Source organism: Citrobacter sp. RHBSTW-00859, from assembly GCF_013729795.1.
In the GTDB taxonomy this organism is placed as follows: Bacteria; Pseudomonadota; Gammaproteobacteria; order Enterobacterales; family Enterobacteriaceae; genus Citrobacter; species Citrobacter braakii.
In genome coordinates this window covers 4,880,245-4,898,565 of the sequence record NZ_CP056284.1, presented here as the reverse complement: position 1 = coordinate 4,898,565, position 18,321 = coordinate 4,880,245, and the positions used below count along the sequence as shown (strand labels likewise).

The following is an 18,321-nucleotide window of genomic DNA, read 5'->3' as shown; positions in this document are numbered from 1 at the left end:
ATTCACAAAGAGAGCAGAGAACATGGATAACAATACCCGCCAGCTGTTTGATCAGTACATCGCCCGGCAGGCACAGCTCAACGGCGTATCAACCGCCGCTGTTGCTGCAAAATTCGCTGTAGATCCGACACGTCAGCAGCGTCTGGAGCAGGCCGCACAACAGGATGATTCTTTCCTGAGCAAAATTAACGTGTTTGGCGTCAACCAGCAGATCGGACAGAAAGTCCTGATCGGCAGTAAAGGCCCGATGGCTGGCGTAAACAACAGTGTCACCAGTCGCCGCAACCCTGGCTCAAATCATTCAATGGAGCCGCTCGACTACATGTGCCGCAAGGTCAACTATGACTACGGCATCAGCTACGAACAGCTTGATGCCTGGGCGCACATGCCGGAGTTCCAGCCGCTGATAAGCAAGGCGATGGCACGCCAGATGTCGCTTGACCGCATCATGATTGGTTTTAACGGCGTGAAGTACAGCGACCCGTCTGACCGCGCCGCCAACCCACTGTTGCAGGACTGTGGTATTGGCTGGCTGGAAAAAATTCGTAAGGAAGCCCCGCACCGCGTGATTTCTAATGTGACGATCACCTCGCGCGATGAAGATAACAAGGTTGTAACGAAGGGCACCTACGGCAACATTGGCGCTGCGGTGTACGACGCCAAAAACAGCCTGATGGATGAATGGCACAAGCGTAACCCGGATAACGTGGTGATTCTGGCGGGCGACCTGCTGACGAGCAGCAATTTCTCGGCTATCAACGCGTTAAGCCAGACCAACCCGAATACCGAAATGCTGGCCGGTCAGTTGATTGTCGCGCAGGAGCGCGTAGGCAATATGCCGACCTTTATCGCGCCTTACTTCCCGGTAAATGGCGTACTGATCACGCCGTTCAAAAACCTGTCGATCTACTACCAGCGTGGCGGTCTGCGCCGGACGATCAAGGAAGAGCCGGAGTACAACCGTGTCGCAACGTATCAGTCTTCAAACGACGATTTTGTCATTGAAGACTACGGAAATGTTGCGTTCATTGACGGTATTCAGTTCGCCCAGGCCGAACCGGCAGGCGAGTGACAGAAGCGGCGGGGCATTGCCCCGCCATGACGGGGAGAAGTGACGATGTTAACACCGGCACAACGACATTTTCAGAAGGTCATGGCAGAACGCCGGGGCCAGGCGGATGAAGAATCCGATATCCAGCGCACCGCGCATGAACAAATTCTGCATCGCCTGCGTATGGACTTGTCCCGCCTCAGCGGCGTGCAGTCCGAAGAAACCAAAGCCGAAATGAAAAAATCCATGCTGCCTGAATACGAGGGATGGATTGAAGGCACGCTCGACGGCGACAGCGGGCGGCAGGATGAAGTCATTACCCGGCTGATGGTCTGGGCGATTGACTGCCGTGATTATGTGCTTGTGATGAAGCTGGGGCGTTATGTGGTGCGCCACGGGCTGACACTGCCGGATAACTTCAACCGCACGGCAGCAACATTCCTGACCGAAGAAATGAGCAAACCACTGTTGACGCTCGCGGCTGCTGATGCTGACGCTGATTTATCGTCCGGTATCGCTGTGCTTGACGAAGTGGCGGACATTGTCGCCGACAGTGATATGCCGGATGTGGTGCGCGCCAAGTTGTGCAAGGCCCGTGCGCTTGCCCGCCGTGGTGCGACTGATATCACGACCAAAGCTGAAGCGCTGGCGTTGTTCCGTGAGGCGCTGACGCGCAACCCCAGCGCCGGGGTAAAAAAAGAGATCGCCACGCTTGCCCGTGAAGTTAAGAAGCTGTCTGCGGATAGCGGTACGGGTGAAGGCGACGCGGCCAGCACCGACAAAACTGACGGTACTGCAGAGCCTGTTCCTGAAAAGACCACCACCGCCAGCGCAGCAGGTAAAGCGACGGCGCGTAAAACCACGACTAAGACGGCAACAGGAAAAGCGACAAAGCGCAAACCTGCCAGCCAGAAAAAGAATTAACGACTTCGGCCCCGTCCGACAGGCGGCGCGGGTGGAGATCTGCCCGTTTACGGTCTTTTAACCACCCGCCCACCGCCTGATTTATGGGAGATAAGTGCATGAGCAGCCTTGTGGCAAATAAGCGCATTTTACCTGCCGATAGTGATACCACCGATGTTGATGATGGTGATACCACCGTCAGTGCCGGGGACTTCTGGCCGGTGATTAAACTGGCCGATCTTCGTCTGGCCGCGCGTATCACTGGTGGTATCACCACATCCAGGCTGATGCACGTCACCACGGAAGCGGTAGCCCATGTCACCGCTCAGTTACTGGACTGGCGAGCCAGTCAGGTCAGCGCAGGCTTTCACACGCTGGAAGATGTGCCCTCCGTCCTGCCGTCAGGTGAGACGGAAAAGCTGATGATCAACGGTGAAAACGTGAAGGTGTACCGCTTCCGGCGTGCGGTCTATTCGATTGCCAGGGCGCTGGTACTTGAAGGCTATCGCGACGTTGATACCACGGCGAAAGGCGACAAAGACGCCGCCGCACTTGACCTGCAACGGGATGATCTCTGGCGGGATGCTCGCTGGAGTATCGCCGACATTCGCGATACACCGCGCCTCTATGCGGAGCTTTGCTGATGAAAGTGAAGGCATTGCAGGGGGATACGGTGGATTTGCTTTGCTGGCGTCACTACGGCACCACGCAGGGCGTGACCGAAAAAGTGTTATCTGCCAATCCCGGACTGAGCCAACAGGTTTTTCTTGATGCCGGTCAGGAGATTGAACTGCCGGAAATCGCGAACAAAGCGCAGCGGGAAATGGTGCAGCTTTGGGATTGAGAGGTTGCCATGAGCGACGTACCTACGGGGATGCTGGAACAAACAATGAAATGGATTGCTACATATCTGCCGACGCTCTACGCGGCAGGTGCAGCGTTGAGCATATCGGCGCTGATGAGTCTGTATGACGGCCAGTCGATGCTGAAAACCGCCACTGGTTCACTGGTCTGCGGGATTGTCACGCTGGCGGTTGCCGGATCGCTTGAATATCTGGGCCTGCCATCCAATGCCGTTACCTTCGTGGGGGCATCCATTGGTTTTATGGGAGCTGACAAGGTACGCAACAAAGTGACCGGCTTTATTGAAACCCGTATCGGAGGGGCGAAAAGTGGAAATGAGTAAAAACGGACTGGCCCTGCTGAAAAGCTTTGAGGGCTGCGAGCTTACCGCCTATCAGGATGCGGTAGGTGTCTGGACTATCGGCTACGGCTGGACTCAGCCCGTCAACGGCGTGCCGGTCGGTAAGGGTATGACCATCGCACAGGCAACCGCCGACAGCCTGCTGAGCAGCGGTGTAGTGCAGTATGAAAAAGGTGTTACAGGTCTGGTGAAGGTCGCTGTTAATCAAAACCAGTTTGATGCTCTCGTTGATTTTGCCTACAACCTGGGCGTTAACGCTCTGGCGGGTTCCACACTGCTGAAAAAACTGAATGCCGGGGATTATACGGGCGCAGCGGATGAGTTTCCGAAGTGGAACAAGGCGGGCGGTAAGGTTCTCAACGGTGTGGTTAAACGCCGTGCCGCTGAGCGGTCACTGTTCCTGTCATGAGCTGGCTACTGTCCTGCTGGAAACTTGTGCTGATCGCGGCGCTCTGTGGTCTGGCTGTCTGGTGGTTCAGCCATCAGCGTTATACAGCCGGGTACGGTGATGCCAGCGCAGAGTGGGCGCTGAGATGGAAACAGCGTGATGCTGACGATGCTACAGCACTGGCTAAGCGGCAGGCAGAGGCCAGGGAAGAAGAACAACGCCGACAGGGTGAAGTTGATGAGATCAGAAAACAAGCCAGCCAGCAGCTTGCTGGCGTCAAGGCTGATGCCGATCGTGCCCGTGCTGCTTCTCGTGGGCTGCACGACAGGGCCGATAAACTCGCCGGGCAACTGGCAGAACGTGAACGCGCCTGCGGTGCCGGTACTCCCGGCAGAAGCGAGGCAGAAACCAGCGGAGCCGTATTGCTCGCCGACCTGTTCCGCCGCGCTGACGAGCGAGCGGGAGAGCTGGCAAGAGAGGCTGATGAGGCAAGAGCCAGAGGGCTGGCCTGTGAAGCTGCATACGGTTCAATAGCGACTCAGACCAGGAGGTAGCGCCATGTTAAAAGCTGATTCACTACGCGAGACCCTGACCAGCGCTAACAAATGGTGCAGGGCCAATCCTGAAGCCTTCACTGTTTTTGTGGAAGAAGGGAATATCGAGACGACCGGCGAAACACCGTCATTTATGTACCGCTATACCCTGGTGCTGTTTGTGATGAATTTTGCCGGTGATATTGATGATTTCACGTTGCCGTTAATGGCATGGCTCTGGCACAACCAGACCGATCTGCTGCTGAACCCGGAGAAGAACCGGAACATTAAATTTACGACCCTTATCAACAACGACGACACCGCCGACATTCTTTTTGAAATGCCGCTGCGCGAGCGCGTGAAGGTCACTCTGGATGCAAACGGTATTCCTCGCGCGGAGCATTTGTCGGAACCGAAACCGCGCATCCCGTCAGCGGACGGCGACTGGAGCGCCATCTTTGAGGATGTGACGTGGGAGGCTGATGCCCATGAGTAATGATCTCTTCCGTGAGCTGGATCAGGTATTCAGCGACATACTGGCGGGCACCTCGCAGGCCGGACGTGTTCGCACCGCCCGCGCTGTTGGTCAGGCACTGAGAAAGAGCCAGCAACAGCGCATCAAAGCGCAGCAAAGCCCTGAAGGCTCGCCATATCCCGCCCGCCGTCGCCGGGTGCTGCGCTCTCAGCAAGGTATTGTTTTTGTCTGGCAGGGTGAGATCCGTCGCCTCAAAAACTGGCACGGTGGCCGGGGGAAATACGGGCGCACCATTACCGGCTTTGACGAAGAGCGCAACGATATTCGCACGTTTTACCGCAGCGATATTGAGCGTTACATCGAGATCAATACGCGCTCAGTGCGCCGCAGCACCACAAAGAAAGTGCCGATGTTTCAGCGGCTGCGCGGCTATCGCTTTCTCAAAATGCGCGCTGATGCTGGCGGCACTTCCGTGGGTTATGACGGCGTGGCCGCGCGCATTGCGCGTGTGCACCAGTACGGCCAGCGCGATCAGGTTGGGCCGGGTGCTTTTGCTAAATATCCGGTGCGTGAGCTGCTGGGCTTTACCGCTGGCGATGAGCAGATGATTACGGAACAGGTGATTAACAGCTTGGGGAGTGCCGCACGATGAGCGCCGAACTGATCCGCCTGCTGGAAAATATCCTCCGCGTCGGCGTCGTTATTGCCGTTGATGAAGAGAGCTGGCGCGTGCGCGTGCAAAGTGGCGAACTCCAGACCGACTGGCTGCGATGGAACACCACGCGCGCCGGGGCATTCAGCATCTGGGTGCCGCCTTCAGTCGGTGAGCAGGTCTGGCTGGGCTGTATTGGTGGCAACCCTGAAACAGCGGTAATTATCGGCAGTTTGTACAGTAACGATCACCCTGCGCCAGGCAGCAGCCTGAAAGAGATTGTGCTGACAGCGCCAGACGGTGCCTCTTTCCGCTATGACGCGGAGGCCAGCGCGCTGGAAGCGCAGGGCATGAAGACCGCACATATCAAAGCCTCTGCCAGTATTACGCTTGAAACGCCAGTCGTGGAATGCACCGATCATCTGAAAGCGCGGACGTTCGAACTGTCGGAGGGCGGCACGATGAAGGGCAATGTTACTCATTCTGGCGGCTCTCTTTCATCTAACGGCGTGGCGGTTCATTCTCACGTGCATGGTGGTGTGCAGGGTGGTAGCAGCAACACTGGGGGGCCGAAATGACAGTCCGTTATACCGGCATGAATCCGGACGGCACGGGCCAGCTTACCGATACCGATCAGCTGTGGAATTCAGTACGCGACATACTGACCACGCCGCTGGCAAGCCGGGTGATGCGGCGGGATTACGGCAGCATGATCCCCGATCTGCTGGATGAACCGCAAAACGAAGTGACGCGCCTGCAATGTATGAGTGCGGCGGTGATCGCCCTGACGATGTGGGAGCCGCGTATTGCTCTGAACGGCATCAATATCAGTTATTCAAAGGATGGTGCTGTCACCGCTGAACTGGTCGGCATTATCACCGAAACTATGCAGACGGCAGGCAGTGCGCTGACGCTCAGGAGTGGCAGCAATGGCAACAGTTGATTTATCGCAGCTACCGCAGCCGCAAATTATCGAAGTGCTGGACTTTGAAGTTATTCTCAGCGAGGTCAAAGCCGTCATGCTGGCGGCATTCCCGCAGGAACAGCAGGCATCCGTTGCCTCCGCGCTGGAGCTGGAATCCGAACCGCTGAACGTGATCGCCCAGGTAGTTGCTTACCGTGAAATGATGCTCAGGCAGCGGATTAATGACGGTGCGGCGGCGTGTATGTTGAGCCATGCCGTATCGTCCGATCTTGATAATCTCGCGGGCAACCTGAACACTGAACGTCTGATTATCACCCCAGAGACGGCAACCACTGACGCGGTAACGGAAAGCGATACCGCACTGCGTTTGCGCGCGCAGGCCGCGTTTGAAGGGCTTAGCGTGGCGGGGCCAACCGGCGCATATGAATATTTTGCCAAAAGTGCCAGCGGCAAAGTGGCAGACGCCAAAGCGATCAGCCCGTCGCCTGCCGTGGTGGTGGTTTCGGTGCTGTCCACCGAAGGCGACGGCACTGCCAGTGCGGAATTGCTGGCGACGGTGGATAAGGCGCTGTCTGCTGACGATAAGCGCCCCGTTGCCGATCGTCTGACCGTTCAGGCAGCGGAGATAGTGAATTATCAGATCAATGCGTTGCTGTATTTCTACCCCGGCCCGGAGTCTGAACCAATCCATACCGCCGCGCAGGACGCGCTTCAGTCCTGGCTGAATCAACAGGGCAAGATTGGGCGTGACGTTGCCCGCTCAGCCATTATGGCTGCGCTGCATGTTCAGGGCGTGCAGAGGGTGGAACTGCTGGAGCCTGCCAGCGATATTGTGATCGCCGATACGCAGGCGGCGCGGTGTGAGTCCTTCACGATCGAGACAGGGGGCACCGATGAATAACAACATGCTGCCGCCTTCGGCCAGCGGTTTTATGCGCAGTACTGAGAAGGTGACGGAACGGCTTACCGATATTCCTGTTGACCTGCGCAAGCTGTGGAACCCGGACGAATGTCCGGCTGATCTTCTGCCTTATCTCGCATGGACGTTGTCTGTTGACCGCTGGGATAAGAACTGGTCAGAACAGACTAAACGGCAGGTGATTAAAGCCTCCTGGCTGGTTCACCGTCAGAAGGGCACCATTTCCGCTTTGCGCCGTGTCGTTGAACCGTTTGGCTTTCTGCTACGAGTAATCGAATGGTGGCAGAGTGGCGAAGAGCCGGGAACCTTCAGGCTTGAAATCGGCATTCAGGAACAGGGGATTACGGAGGAAACCTATCTTGAGCTTGAGCGCCTTATTGACGATGCCAAGCCGAGAAGTCGTCACCTGACTGGCCTGTCCCTTTCGCTTCAGTCGCAGGGGTATATCGAATTCGGGGCGGGATGTTATATCGGCGATATGCTGACCGTTTACCCCTATTTTCCTGAAACCATATCCGTGGGCGGTGGTGACTACACCGGCGCGGCAGTCCATTTAATTGACACCGTGGAGATCGCAAGTGGCGACTAAATATTATGCCGTACTAACCAATGTGGGCGCGGCGAAACTGGCAAATGCCACGGCATTGGGTGCGCAGGTTGAGATCACCCAGATGGCTGTGGGCGATGGTAACGGCGTGCTGCCGACGCCGAACCCGGCACAAACAGCGCTGGTTCATGAACAGCGTCGCAAGCCGCTTAATAGCCTGAGCGTTGACCCGAATAACGATAGCCAGATTATTGCCGAGCAGGTGATACCTGAAAACGAGGGCGGGTGGTGGATCCGTGAAATCGGTCTATTCGATAAAGATGGCGATATGATTGCCGTAGCCAACTGTGCGGAAACGTATAAGCCGCAGTTGCAGGAGGGAAGCGGGCGTGTACAGGTTGTTCGCATGATCCTGATTGTCAGCAGTACCGAAGCGGTAACGTTAAAAATAGATCCGTCTGTGGTGCTGGCAACCCGTAAATATGTTGATGATGCGGTCATTGAAGTGAAGGAATATGTTGATCAGCAACTGGCGGCGCATGTTGCAGCGGCTGATCCACATACACAATATTTGCTTGAGGCGGATATTGATAAATATTTCCCTGTGGGTTTCCCACTTCCGTGGCCGCAGGCAACCCCGCCAGAGGGATGGTTAAAGTGTAACGGCGCTACATTTGATAAAGCCAAATATCCGAAGCTGGCGACGGCATACACTTCAGGTACTTTACCAGATTTACGCGGTGAGTTTTTACGCGGATGGGATGATGGGCGAGGTGTAGATTCAGGACGTGCATTACTGGCATGGCAGAAAGGGACACTGGTAGGTGGGAGGGATGATAATGATACTGGGCTGGATATTTCGTATATGAGTAACGGCACCACCGTTGATTATGGCGGCGATAAGATCCTTTCTGCGAGTTATCAAAGTGACTATCTCTGGTATATGGATTTAGGCACTGTAACTAATGCTCAACGCAGAACCGCAGTTCTCAAGGATGGATTCTATAATGTAACCCGTCCGCGAAATATTGCATTTAACTACATAGTGAGAGCCGCATAATGGCAAAGGCAAAATTAAACAGTGAATTTATTGCTACTGTGGCCGGTGATATTACCGTGTTTAACTTCGAGGGTGAGACGCGCGAATACCTTTCTTCATCCGTTGAATATCTGGCCGTAGGCGTCGGTCTTCCCGCAAACTCTTGTACTGACGCACCAGGTAAAACTAAAGCCGGTTCGGCCATTTGCCGGACAGCCGATTTGACCGCATGGGAATATGTCGCCGATCATCGTGGTGAAACGGTATACAGCACTGAAACTGGCGAAGCAGTGATCATTTCTTCGCCAGGTGATTACCCTGAAGGCACCACCACGCTGGCACCGTCAACACCTTACGATACGTGGAACGGTAGCGAGTGGGTGACGGATACGGAAGCGCAGCACGCAGCGAATGTGGAAGCGGCGGAGCAACAGAAGGCTGCGTTACTTGCAGAGGCACAAACAACAATCAGCCTGTGGCAGACCGAACTACAGTTAGGCATTATCAGTGATGAGGATAAAGCCAGCCTGATAGCCTGGATGAAATACATCAAAGCTGTGCAGGCGGTGGATACGTCGCAAGCGCCGGATATCACCTGGCCGGATAAGCCGGAATAAGGCCACGTTCCGGCACGCACTGCCAGTTTTAACCGTGCTGGCCATAAGTATCGAGTACGGTCATTTTTAACGGTGCTGTAGCACTGTCAGTTATGGTGGTGTGTTCCAGAAGATGAAGCGGGCAAATGCCCGCTTTAGTTTTATGTGGATGCCGTCAGAACAGGCCCGACAGCGTACTACTGGCAGAGTTGTAGGCGGACGTGGCTTTATTCTTCAGCCCCGAAAGCAGATCGCCAACGGACGACGCTTGCAGGCGTTCGCGTAAATCTTCATCACAACGCTGAAAGCTGATCGAGAATTCTATTTTTTTCGCCTTCCCGTAGCGGTCAAACTCTGTATGCGTGGCCTGTAGCCCGGTGAGCACATACATCCCGTAAATCTGTCCCGCGCCGCTGATTAAAGGCCAGGGACGCCCGGTATATGCCTGCGTTGCCAGAACGGTAAGAGACACGTCGCCGCCCGTAATTTCAGGGTAAAGCACCCCATCAAGGTTGATCTGCGTTTCACCAGCGCCGATGTACTGCCATTTTGCCGATCGGTTGATGCGGTCATTTTTCACATGCCGCCAGTTAAGCGAATGGCGCAACTGTTGGTAAGGTAGCGTTTTCAGTTCAAAAACGAACATCCCGTATATCATCATCATAATGTTGCTTCCCCTTAATCTCTGTCTTTGAAGCTGCCGCGATTGAGCCGCGCAAGGCGGGCCATTTCGGCATTCACCGCGTCGGCGGCAATCCGGCCAATTTCGCGCGCGTCCTGCCGGTCAACGCCGTGCAGATGTACGTGGATTTCGCCCGTAAAGCCGCCAGTGGCAACCGGTATATTGCTGGCGCTGCGGCTGACTGGCAGAAGTTCAGCCTGTTTAACGGGAAGCGATGCCGCTACCACTGCGGGGCGTGCGCTTAACCCGTTGTTCCTAACCGTGCTGGCCAGCTGCGATTCCTTCCACTCCCCACGAACGGCCAGCGCACGCGGCAGGTTTTTAAACACGATATCGCCGGGGCCGATTTTCTTCGTGTTGTCGGCTGTCGCTTTGGTGTTGCTGTCGATATTCTGCAACCGGCGCATAGTGCCGTTATCGCCGGTCAGCGGTGAGGTGGGTTGCGGTGCCCCAGGCGGAACGTTATTCACCTCAACTTTTTTCGGCGCAACCTTAGCGATATCTCCCTGAAGAAGGGCGACTTTATCCTGAAGAACGGCCATGCGCTGTGCGTCTTCGATCTTCTTCCTGGCTTTTTCGGCCTCATCTGGCAGAACGCCGAGCTTTTCAAGGATCCAGGCTAATGTATCCAGCAGCATTTTTGCGGGAGCCAGGACAAGCTGGAGCGCACCGCCCAGGACATTGCCGAACACCTCACCAGCGCTGGCGCATTTATCCAGCGTTTCTTTGCTGGATTCCATCGGGGAAAGCAGAGATTTGAACCAGTTAAAGACCTGGCTAACAGCGCTGCTTATCGCATCAAAGATAGGGCCGAACTGCGCGAAGGTCTCACGTAGCGGGGCCAGTCTTTCCATGATGCCGGTAAATACACCTGCAAAAAATGCTTTAAGAGGCTCCCAATAACGCCAGATGAGAACCCCGGCAGCAACAAACGCCGCTACTATCAGGCCAATCGGACTCAACAGCAGTGACAGCGCAGTACCCAGCACAGAGATAGCAGTTGTGATAATGCTCCATATGGTCGTAAAACCCGTGAGGCGAAGAGCAAGCATTCCGATGTTTTTAGCCAGCATTCCCAGCGCGGCACCAGGTGCAAGAAATGCCCCTGCAAGTGCGCCGCGCATAGCGGGGATGATGGTTGAAACTCCCCGCATTTTCCCTGCTAACGATCCGAGAACTGGCCCCCATCCGCGCACGCTTGCCATTGCCGGGCCGGAAGCTGTGCCGAGTGTTCGCAGAGCGGCAATCGTTCCGGTTATGCCTCTGCCCCCTGTCAGCAGGGTAAAACCTAACTGAAGTTTAGCCAGTGGCCCCATCAGCAGACCGATCGCCAGCGATGTGCCGCCAATGGCGGCGGTTAGTGCCAGAACGCTACCACCGACAACCAGCAGGGATTGTGCGAGCTTCGGATTCTCCTTAGCCCACTCCGTCATATTCCCCACAACGTCACTCAGTCCCTGAGTCAGGCCGCGAAGCTGATTGTTGACGAGATCGTTAATCTGAATGCGGAAGCCTTCCCAGGCGCTGTCCAGATTTTTGAGATCGCCATCAAGGTTATCCGCCATTATTTTTGCGGCTTTCTGTGCTTCACCTTTGGCGTTTTTCAGTTCACCCAGCAGCTTCTGAAGTTCGCCGCTCCCGGCCGACATAACCAGAGCCTGGAATGACTTAGACGCCTCTTCACCGGCAATATCTTTGAAGAATGAGAGCTTATCGGTATCCCCGTACTTGCTGATCTTTTTATAGAGATCGGTTAGAACCACTTCAGCAGGGCGCATTTTCCCCGTTGCGTCAGCGACTTCTACGCCCAATTCTTTAAGCGCGGTTTTTGCCCTGCCGGTTGGTGCGGCAAGGCGTGAAAATGTGGCCTGCAAACCTGTACCGGCGATACTCCCGCGCAGGCCTACGTTCGCCATTACGCCGATCATGGCCGTGGTCTGTTCGACGCTGACACCAAGATTGGAAAGACCTGTCCCGGCGTACTTCATCGCCTCACCGATATTTTGCAGGTCGGTGTTGGTGCGGGTGAACGCGCCAGTTAATACGTCGCTGACGCGATCCATTTCTTTGGGATCGAGGCGGAACTGAGACAGGATGTTTGAGCTAATATCGGCGCTTTCACCTAAATCCATCCCACCGGCCAGCGCCATATTAAGTACGCCAGGCAGTGCGGCCTGAATGGCCTGCGGAGTGAAACCGGCCATAGCGAGAAACGCCTGACCGCTGGCGGCGTCAGTCGTGGTGAACTGCGTTTCAGCGCCCAGCTTTTTGGCCTGCTCACGAAGTGCGGAAAAGTCAATGGAACTTTTATCTATGCGGGTCAGCGCCTGCACGCGGGACATTTCCCGGTCAAACCCAACAGCGGGGGATAAGAAGCGTCCCGCTGCGTAACCGGCAGCAGTGGCCCCGGCAACGGCCATCGTGCCACCGCCGCGAAGTTTGCCCGCTGTTTGCTGCATCTGGTCGTAGCGCGCCCGTGCCTGTGTGACAGCGGCAAGCTGTCGCCGTTCCCGCTCCAGCGTCTGGTTGTACTGTTCGGTGCGGCGTATGGCGCTCTGAATGGTGCGATCGCTGCCGACCAGCGAAACGCCGTGGCTGCGCAGCGCCTGTGAGGCAGCGCGAAGCTTGACCATTTCCTGCGTGCGTGCAGAGTTAAGGCGCTCCAGCTTTGCGGCCAGCGCTGCCATATGTGCTTTTTGCTTGTCTGTAAGCTGTGTACCTTCCCGCTGCGCCTGATTCAGGCCTTCAAGCGTCCGGCTGGCGTCGTCAATTTTGCGGGAGGTCTTTTGCACACGGTCGCGCAGACGGTTGAATGTGCGGGACTGACTGTCCAGATCTTTAATGCTGGACTGCGTTTTTTTGAGGGATTCAGACAAACCGCCCGCACTCTGGCGGGCGGCATTGACCGGGCGGGTAAGTTTATCGATCGCGCTGAACGCGACGCGGATATTAAGGCTTTTCACTGTCACTGGCTCCACTTCGGACAGCCGCCCGCTCACGCCAGGCTATGACTTCGCCCAGTTCCATCGTGAAGACTTCAGAGGGCGGCCAGTTGAAAACAACCGCGATATCAGCAACCAGATCGTCGATCAGGTCGAACCGCAGGAGTGTTACTGATTCTCCGTCTCCGCCTCGTTCGATGCTCCAGACCCCGCAGGCGTCAAAAAAGGGACGAGCGCTTCTGACAGGCTGACGAAATCGCGGGTATCCATTTCGTTAATTTCGGTCTGCTTGAGGCGCGGTGACGTTACACGGGTCAGCAGCACCGCCACTGAATCCACATCCATATTCATCACGTTGACCAGTTTCAGACCGCGCAGGGAGCCAGCCTGTTTGATTTCATCCGTGATCGCTACCTGAGTAATTTTTTCATCGCCGCGAACAACGGGTTTTGCCAGCGTAATGGCGTTATCAGTTTTCTTGCTCATTGTTGAATGCTCCAGGCGGCACGGGTGTGCCGCCACTTATCAGGTTAATCAGTTACCCATTCCCAGCGCAGACGTAATGCGGTCAGGGTAGATATTCTTGCCGTCTTTCTTGTAGATGAAGTTCAGCAGATCAAACTCAAAAAGCGGCTTGTCGTCGATAGTGAGCTTGTAATAGGTGTTTTTCATCGTGTAGCTGACGGAGGTGTCTTCTCCCTGCTTGCTTTCGCCGCCGTCCATTTCGGTGATGCGGCCGCGTAGTTCAACCTCAACAAGCAGGCTTTCGCCATCGGTGTAATACTCACCAGCGAAGCGGAAACGGGTCTCGTCGATATCGCCGCAGTAGTTCAGCAAAAGCGACTGAACCAGACCGCCAACCACCATCGTGGTGTCCAGTGCGCCACTGTCCAGACCGAGATCTACCGCAGCAGAGCCAATCATCCCGCCGCCCTGAAAGTCTTCAGTCTTACGGGTCAGTTTTGGCAGCGTCACGGAAGAGACTTTGCCAATGCAGTTGCTGCCGTTCACAAAGCAGGTGAACAGGCGCAGTTTGTGAGGAACCGCCATTTATGCACCTCCCAGCGAAGAGAACGCCGATTCAAAGTATTCATCGGTGAAGGTCTGGTACATCGTCAGATCCTCCATCGGCGGAACCGGCGTATATTTATAGCGGATGCGAACCTGACCCTGACGGAGTCCGGTTGTCGGGTTATCCAGGATATCAAACCAGCAGGAAGCGCCAATTAACCGACCCTGAGTAACCAGCGAGCTGAGTTTCCCGCTGATACCGCTGACCACGTCCTTGGCGTTGGCCGGAGTAAGCGGCTCGTCAATAGCCTCAAACTGTGCTTCCGCGATGCTGTCAGCCAGAATCTGGGCGGTACGGGTATAAACCTCAAAGATGTAATCTTTGGTATCCGTGACGCGGTTGCCCCAGAACCGGAAACCGTTACGCTTGATGAGCGTCGTGATCTCCTTGTTGTTCAGTTCGTTCGCGTCACTGTCTTCAGCCTGAAGCGACCAGAAAACATCCTGCGAAATACCCAGCACGTTGTTGACTGACACGTTGGAAAGCGATTTATGCCAGCCCTGATTGTTGTCAATCAGCGCACGCAGTCCGCAGGCATACGCCGGGGCAGGGAAGGTTTCGTTCTCTCCGGTCAGCGGGTTGTAGGCGATGAAATCAGGCCAGATCAGCATAAGTTCGCGGTAGGCGAAGGTCGCACGGTATGCAATGGCTTCAGCCATCGTCTCGCAGCCGTAACAACTGGCATAGACAAACGCGCGCAGGTTCTGCGCAATGACGCACAACGCGGAGGTCACTTCTTCAGTGTCGTAGCCCGGCGCGGCCAGAATGCGCGGACGATAACCCACCTTCTGTTCGGCAGTCAGAAACGCGTACATGCCGGTATAGCTGCCGTCTTCTGCTGTGCCCCCCATAATGAGCTGCGACTGCGTTTTAGCGCCTTCCTCTTCCGTGGCTGCGGCCACGCGCACAACGATAACCTTCGGGCTGGTCTGGTCAGCGATGGCTTTAAGAGTTTTGTACAGGGAGCCGGTTTTACCCGCCTTACCCAGCACGTTGTTAACCCGCGTCAGTAACACGGGGGTATTCAGGGGAAAGGTTTCCGCGTCGGCATCATCCGCCACGGCGACAACCCCAATGACACTGGATTCAATGTCATTGATAGCCGCCACAAGGTCGGTATTCTCCCGAATGCGGGCACCATGAAAGCGAGATTCCGCCATAGTTTCCACCATTACGTTATTGAGTTCGCAGTGATAATCCCCCATGTTTGACCGCCACTCACGCTATTGCGGGTCTGGCCGGACGGCGACAACAAAAACCGATTTGGTCTCTCCCGCGCGCGTGGGATCCTTCGCCGGAAGAAGGGGGAAAGCATGGCACTTACAGACCTGACCAAATCACTTAACGACGCCGTCAGCAGTTATAACGATTCACTTACCGAGGCGGTAAAAAGTCCGGGATTCAGCATTACGATGGGCGGCAAGGTACTGACGCAGCTTGATGATCGGATCATGTCGTTGTCACTGACGGACAACAGGGGCTTTGATGCTGATCAGCTATCTATTTCCATTGATGATAGTGACGGTATGGTTGCACTGCCGCCGCGCGGTGCCGAGCTTGCCGTATCATTTGGCTGGCTGGGTGAACCGCTGATTTACAAGGGGCTGTACACGGTTGACGAGGTATCCCACGAAGGCCCGGCAGATACCATTGGCGTTACTGCCCGCAGCGCTGATTTTCGTGAAGAGTTTAACGTAAAGCGCGAAGTCTCATGGCATGACGTGACCGTTGAGCGCGTTGTGTCGGCAATAGCGCACCGCTACGGACTGAAGGCGCAGATCAGTGAAATGCTCATGGATATTGAGATTGATCACGCCGACCAGACGCAGGAAAGCGACATGTCATTCCTTACCCGCATGGCGGAAATGTTGGGCGCAATTGCTACCGTCAAGAACGGCAGTCTTCTGTTTATCCTGCCGGGTGGTGGTGTGACCGCTGACGGGAAGGCGCTACCCTCTGCCAGCATTGACCGCACTAGTGGCGACCGGCACAGATTCCGTATTGCCGATCGGGATGCGTATACCGGCGTCAGGGCTTACTGGCTGGATCTCAATTTTGGCAAAAAGAAAAAGGTCAGTATTAAGCGCCGCAAGCCTGCAAAGCCTAAAAAAGAGAAAAGCAGCAGCCGTGAGGGCGATTACATGGAGGGCGCAGACGGTAACGTCTATGTGCTGCGCAAGACTTACCAGAATGAAGAGGCGGCGAAACGTGCGGCGGCGGCAAAGTGGCAACAGCTTCAGCGTGGCGCAGCAGAGTTTTCGATCACCCTGGCGCGTGGCCGCGCTGAGCTTTACCCGGAAATGCACGTTACGGTTAGCGGTTTTAAGGATGAAATAGACAATCAGGACTGGATTATTGCGCGTGCTGAGCACGTCATAGACGACAGCGGGTTTACCACCCGGCTGGAGCTGGAAGCAAAAATACCTGACTGGATAGCGGAAACTGAATAAAATGAAATGGAGTTCAACTCCCACAGGGGAGCCATCATTATGTTCAGATGTCCATTTTGCGGCGCTATGGCCCGCACCCGTACCAGCCGTAAAATAACCGATATGACAATCCGGCAATATCACCAGTGTCAGAATCTGGAGTGCAGCCGGTCATTCACCACGCTTAACAGCGTGGAAAGGGAAGTAACAAAACGTGCAGGTACAGCGCCGTTACCGCCTGATTTCATCCCGCGCGATGCTTTCCCCGCATCACATTACGGCAGAGACCAGCTTAATCTGGTTCTCTGACCACCGTCAAAGCGCCCCCGTAAATCCATTCAGTGCGGGGGCAACTTCAAGCAAAACGCTTTTTCCAGAGAAAATATCTTTGATAACATCGGTCAGCATATTAATAGCGATGATGGGATAGGGATATGAAAAAGGTGTTGTTAATACTGGCTTTGGTTTCTCTCGTTGGATGTAAGCCCAGCGCTGAAAAAGCTGTTGAACTAGGTAAGTCAGAAGTCGCAGCAGATGTTAGGGATCCAGATAGCGTAAAATTTAGATATCTTCGATTTATTCAGGGTGAGGATTCACCTGATGGGGCTATCGTTGGCTATGTTTGCGGCCAGATTAATGCAAAAAATGGTTTTGGGGCTTACGAGGGATTCTCTCCATTCCTTATGAAAATAAGCATGAAATCAAAGGGCACGTTTTCTAAGGGCGTCACCTACTCTGTAACGGAGAAGAAAATCTACACCCGGTTTAGTGATCCAGTGCCAGCGTCATACAAAGACAACTGCGGCCCTGATGAGTGAGGGGTGTTTCGGTAAGATGCCGGGCAGAAGCCCGGCTTTTTTATGTCGAAGTGTAGTCAAAATGTAGACGAAGATTAGAATAAATCCTTTTATTCCATTGTGTTACTGGTTGGATTCCTTCACCATCCCTGTCTTCCCCCACATGATGTGGGGGTTTTTTTTGCCCAAAATTTGTCACTCGGTTATTGCCTGACTGTTTTACTTCATCCGTTATACTAGCGGCATATCCTGGCAGGAGTGTTTATGAATCAAACCTATGGGCGGCTGGTTAGCCGGGCGGCAATCGCGGCGACCGTAATGGCATCGCTGTTACTTTTGATCAAGATTTTTGCGTGGTGGTACACCGGATCGGTCAGTATTCTGGCAGCGCTGGTGGATTCTTTGGTGGACATCGCTGCGTCGTTAACCAACCTGTTGGTGGTGCGCTATTCTTTGCAACCGGCCGATGATGAACATACGTTCGGACACGGAAAAGCGGAATCGCTGGCGGCGCTGGCGCAAAGCATGTTTATTTCCGGTTCGGCGCTGTTTTTATTCCTGACCGGGATTCAGCATCTCATCCAACCCACGCCAATGAAAGATCCTGGCGTCGGGGTGGTTGTCACCATCATTGCGTTAGTGTGTACAATCATTCTGGTCTCGTTTCAGCGCTGGGTGGTGAAGCGCACGCAAAGTCAGGCCGTTAGGGCGGATATGCTTCATTATCAGTCTGATGTTATGATGAACGGTGCAATTCTCGTGGCGCTTGGGCTGGCATGGTACGGCTGGCATCGCGCAGATGCCTTGTTTGCGCTCGGGATTGGCATCTATATTTTATATAGTGCATTACGCATGGGTTATGAGGCGGTACAGTCTTTGCTGGATCGCGCTTTACCCGATGAAGAACGTCAGGAAATTATTGATATTGTGACGTCATGGCCTGGAGTCAGCGGCGCTCACGATCTTCGCACGCGGCAGTCAGGGCCGACCCGCTTTATTCAGATTCATTTGGAAATGGAAGATAATCTGCCGCTCGTTCAGGCGCATTTAGTGGCTGAACAGGTAGAGCAGGCAATTTTACGGCGTTTCCCGGGATCGGATGTCATCATTCATCAGGATCCCTGTTCGGTCGTACCCAAGGAAGGCAAGATGTTTGAGCTTTTATAA

At 54.8% G+C, this 18,321-nt stretch carries 25 protein-coding genes; 19 read left to right on the top strand and 6 right to left on the bottom strand.

The genetic code is table 11. The features are described 5' to 3' along the window. Positions 1-22: 22 nt before the first annotated feature. The 15 genes from HV302_RS24570 to HV302_RS24500 all read left to right on the top strand — a co-directional run bounded on the left by HV302_RS24570 (position 23) and on the right by HV302_RS24500 (position 9,253). Entirely contained in the window at positions 23-1,072 is a 1,050-nt protein-coding gene (locus HV302_RS24570; RefSeq protein ID WP_181626694.1) for a phage major capsid protein, P2 family, read from the top strand. 45 nt (positions 1,073-1,117) lie between these two features. Further along, positions 1,118-1,975, top strand: coding sequence for a phage terminase small subunit (gene gpM / locus HV302_RS24565; protein WP_181626693.1), 858 nt, complete (start codon positions 1,118-1,120; stop codon positions 1,973-1,975). Positions 1,976-2,073: 98 nt separating this feature from the next. Beyond that, positions 2,074-2,598: a head completion/stabilization protein gene (locus HV302_RS24560; RefSeq protein WP_181626692.1), complete on the top strand. Its 525-nt coding sequence runs from the start codon at positions 2,074-2,076 to the stop codon at positions 2,596-2,598. Further along, positions 2,598-2,798: a tail protein X gene (locus tag HV302_RS24555; RefSeq protein WP_047749512.1), complete on the top strand. Its 201-nt coding sequence runs from the start codon at positions 2,598-2,600 to the stop codon at positions 2,796-2,798. Before HV302_RS24560 ends, HV302_RS24555 begins: the two co-directional genes overlap by 1 nt. A gap of 9 nt (positions 2,799-2,807) precedes the next feature. Continuing rightward, on the top strand, positions 2,808-3,140 hold the full coding sequence (locus tag HV302_RS24550; protein WP_063147938.1) for a phage holin, lambda family: 333 nt from the start codon (positions 2,808-2,810) through the stop codon (positions 3,138-3,140). Then, a complete protein-coding gene (locus HV302_RS24545; RefSeq protein WP_181626691.1) occupies positions 3,127-3,567 on the top strand; it encodes a lysozyme in 441 nt (146 codons plus the stop codon). Before HV302_RS24550 ends, HV302_RS24545 begins: the two co-directional genes overlap by 14 nt. Next, a complete protein-coding gene (locus tag HV302_RS24540) occupies positions 3,564-4,100 on the top strand; it encodes a DUF2514 family protein (RefSeq protein ID WP_181626690.1) in 537 nt (178 codons plus the stop codon). The genes HV302_RS24545 and HV302_RS24540 overlap by 4 nt, the downstream gene beginning before the upstream one ends. 4 nt (positions 4,101-4,104) lie before the next feature. Then, a complete protein-coding gene (locus tag HV302_RS24535; RefSeq protein ID WP_181626689.1) occupies positions 4,105-4,575 on the top strand; it encodes a phage tail protein in 471 nt (156 codons plus the stop codon). After that, positions 4,568-5,206, top strand: a complete 639-nt coding sequence (locus tag HV302_RS24530; RefSeq protein WP_181626688.1) for a phage virion morphogenesis protein — start codon at positions 4,568-4,570, stop codon at positions 5,204-5,206. The genes HV302_RS24535 and HV302_RS24530 overlap by 8 nt, the downstream gene beginning before the upstream one ends. Next, positions 5,203-5,784 carry a phage baseplate assembly protein V gene (locus tag HV302_RS24525; protein WP_181626687.1) on the top strand — a complete coding sequence of 194 codons (582 nt, stop codon included), beginning with the start codon at positions 5,203-5,205 and terminating at the stop codon, positions 5,782-5,784. Before HV302_RS24530 ends, HV302_RS24525 begins: the two co-directional genes overlap by 4 nt. After that, entirely contained in the window at positions 5,781-6,149 is a 369-nt protein-coding gene (locus HV302_RS24520) for a GPW/gp25 family protein (RefSeq protein WP_021312601.1), read from the top strand. The genes HV302_RS24525 and HV302_RS24520 overlap by 4 nt, the downstream gene beginning before the upstream one ends. Further along, positions 6,136-7,032, top strand: coding sequence for a baseplate assembly protein (locus HV302_RS24515; RefSeq protein WP_181626686.1), 897 nt, complete (start codon positions 6,136-6,138; stop codon positions 7,030-7,032). The genes HV302_RS24520 and HV302_RS24515 overlap by 14 nt, the downstream gene beginning before the upstream one ends. Continuing rightward, positions 7,025-7,639 (top strand): phage tail protein I, encoded by a 615-nt coding sequence (locus HV302_RS24510; RefSeq protein WP_181626685.1) that lies wholly within the window; start codon positions 7,025-7,027, stop codon positions 7,637-7,639. Before HV302_RS24515 ends, HV302_RS24510 begins: the two co-directional genes overlap by 8 nt. Beyond that, complete coding sequence (locus HV302_RS24505; protein ID WP_181626684.1) at positions 7,629-8,657, top strand: phage tail-collar fiber domain-containing protein; 1,029 nt, start codon at positions 7,629-7,631, stop codon at positions 8,655-8,657. The genes HV302_RS24510 and HV302_RS24505 overlap by 11 nt, the downstream gene beginning before the upstream one ends. Then, entirely contained in the window at positions 8,657-9,253 is a 597-nt protein-coding gene (locus HV302_RS24500) for a tail fiber assembly protein (protein WP_181626683.1), read from the top strand. Before HV302_RS24505 ends, HV302_RS24500 begins: the two co-directional genes overlap by 1 nt. A gap of 154 nt (positions 9,254-9,407) precedes the next feature. On the opposite strand, the gene HV302_RS24495 is transcribed toward HV302_RS24500, so the two are convergent. Genes HV302_RS24495 through HV302_RS24470 form a run of 6 tightly spaced genes read right to left on the bottom strand, consistent with a single transcriptional unit; the run spans position 9,408 to position 15,088 of the window. Continuing rightward, entirely contained in the window at positions 9,408-9,896 is a 489-nt protein-coding gene (locus tag HV302_RS24495; RefSeq protein WP_171854876.1) for a phage tail protein, read from the bottom strand. Between the two features lie 14 nt (positions 9,897-9,910). Beyond that, entirely contained in the window at positions 9,911-12,877 is a 2,967-nt protein-coding gene (locus HV302_RS24490) for a phage tail tape measure protein (RefSeq protein ID WP_181626682.1), read from the bottom strand. Continuing rightward, entirely contained in the window at positions 12,864-13,019 is a 156-nt protein-coding gene (locus HV302_RS24485) for a GpE family phage tail protein (protein ID WP_032424037.1), read from the bottom strand. The genes HV302_RS24490 and HV302_RS24485 overlap by 14 nt, the downstream gene beginning before the upstream one ends. Before the next feature lie 5 nt (positions 13,020-13,024). Beyond that, positions 13,025-13,342: a phage tail assembly protein gene (locus HV302_RS24480; RefSeq protein ID WP_006117903.1), complete on the bottom strand. Its 318-nt coding sequence runs from the start codon at positions 13,340-13,342 to the stop codon at positions 13,025-13,027. A gap of 48 nt (positions 13,343-13,390) precedes the next feature. Then, positions 13,391-13,906, bottom strand: coding sequence for a phage major tail tube protein (locus tag HV302_RS24475; RefSeq protein ID WP_006117904.1), 516 nt, complete (start codon positions 13,904-13,906; stop codon positions 13,391-13,393). Continuing rightward, on the bottom strand, positions 13,907-15,088 hold the full coding sequence (locus tag HV302_RS24470; protein ID WP_181627494.1) for a phage tail sheath subtilisin-like domain-containing protein: 1,182 nt from the start codon (positions 15,086-15,088) through the stop codon (positions 13,907-13,909). Between the two features lie 153 nt (positions 15,089-15,241). On the opposite strand from HV302_RS24470, the gene HV302_RS24465 reads away from it, so the two are divergent. The 4 genes from HV302_RS24465 (at position 15,242) to fieF (ending at position 18,321) form a co-directional block, all read left to right on the top strand. Next, positions 15,242-16,378, top strand: coding sequence for a phage late control D family protein (locus HV302_RS24465; protein WP_181626681.1), 1,137 nt, complete (start codon positions 15,242-15,244; stop codon positions 16,376-16,378). 39 nt (positions 16,379-16,417) lie between these two features. Next, complete coding sequence (locus tag HV302_RS24460; RefSeq protein ID WP_181626680.1) at positions 16,418-16,666, top strand: ogr/Delta-like zinc finger family protein; 249 nt, start codon at positions 16,418-16,420, stop codon at positions 16,664-16,666. Positions 16,667-16,791: 125 nt separating this feature from the next. Then, on the top strand, positions 16,792-17,175 hold the full coding sequence (locus HV302_RS24455; protein WP_181626679.1) for a hypothetical protein: 384 nt from the start codon (positions 16,792-16,794) through the stop codon (positions 17,173-17,175). 243 nt (positions 17,176-17,418) lie between these two features. Beyond that, on the top strand, positions 17,419-18,321 hold the full coding sequence (gene fieF, locus HV302_RS24450) for a CDF family cation-efflux transporter FieF (protein WP_016155246.1): 903 nt from the start codon (positions 17,419-17,421) through the stop codon (positions 18,319-18,321).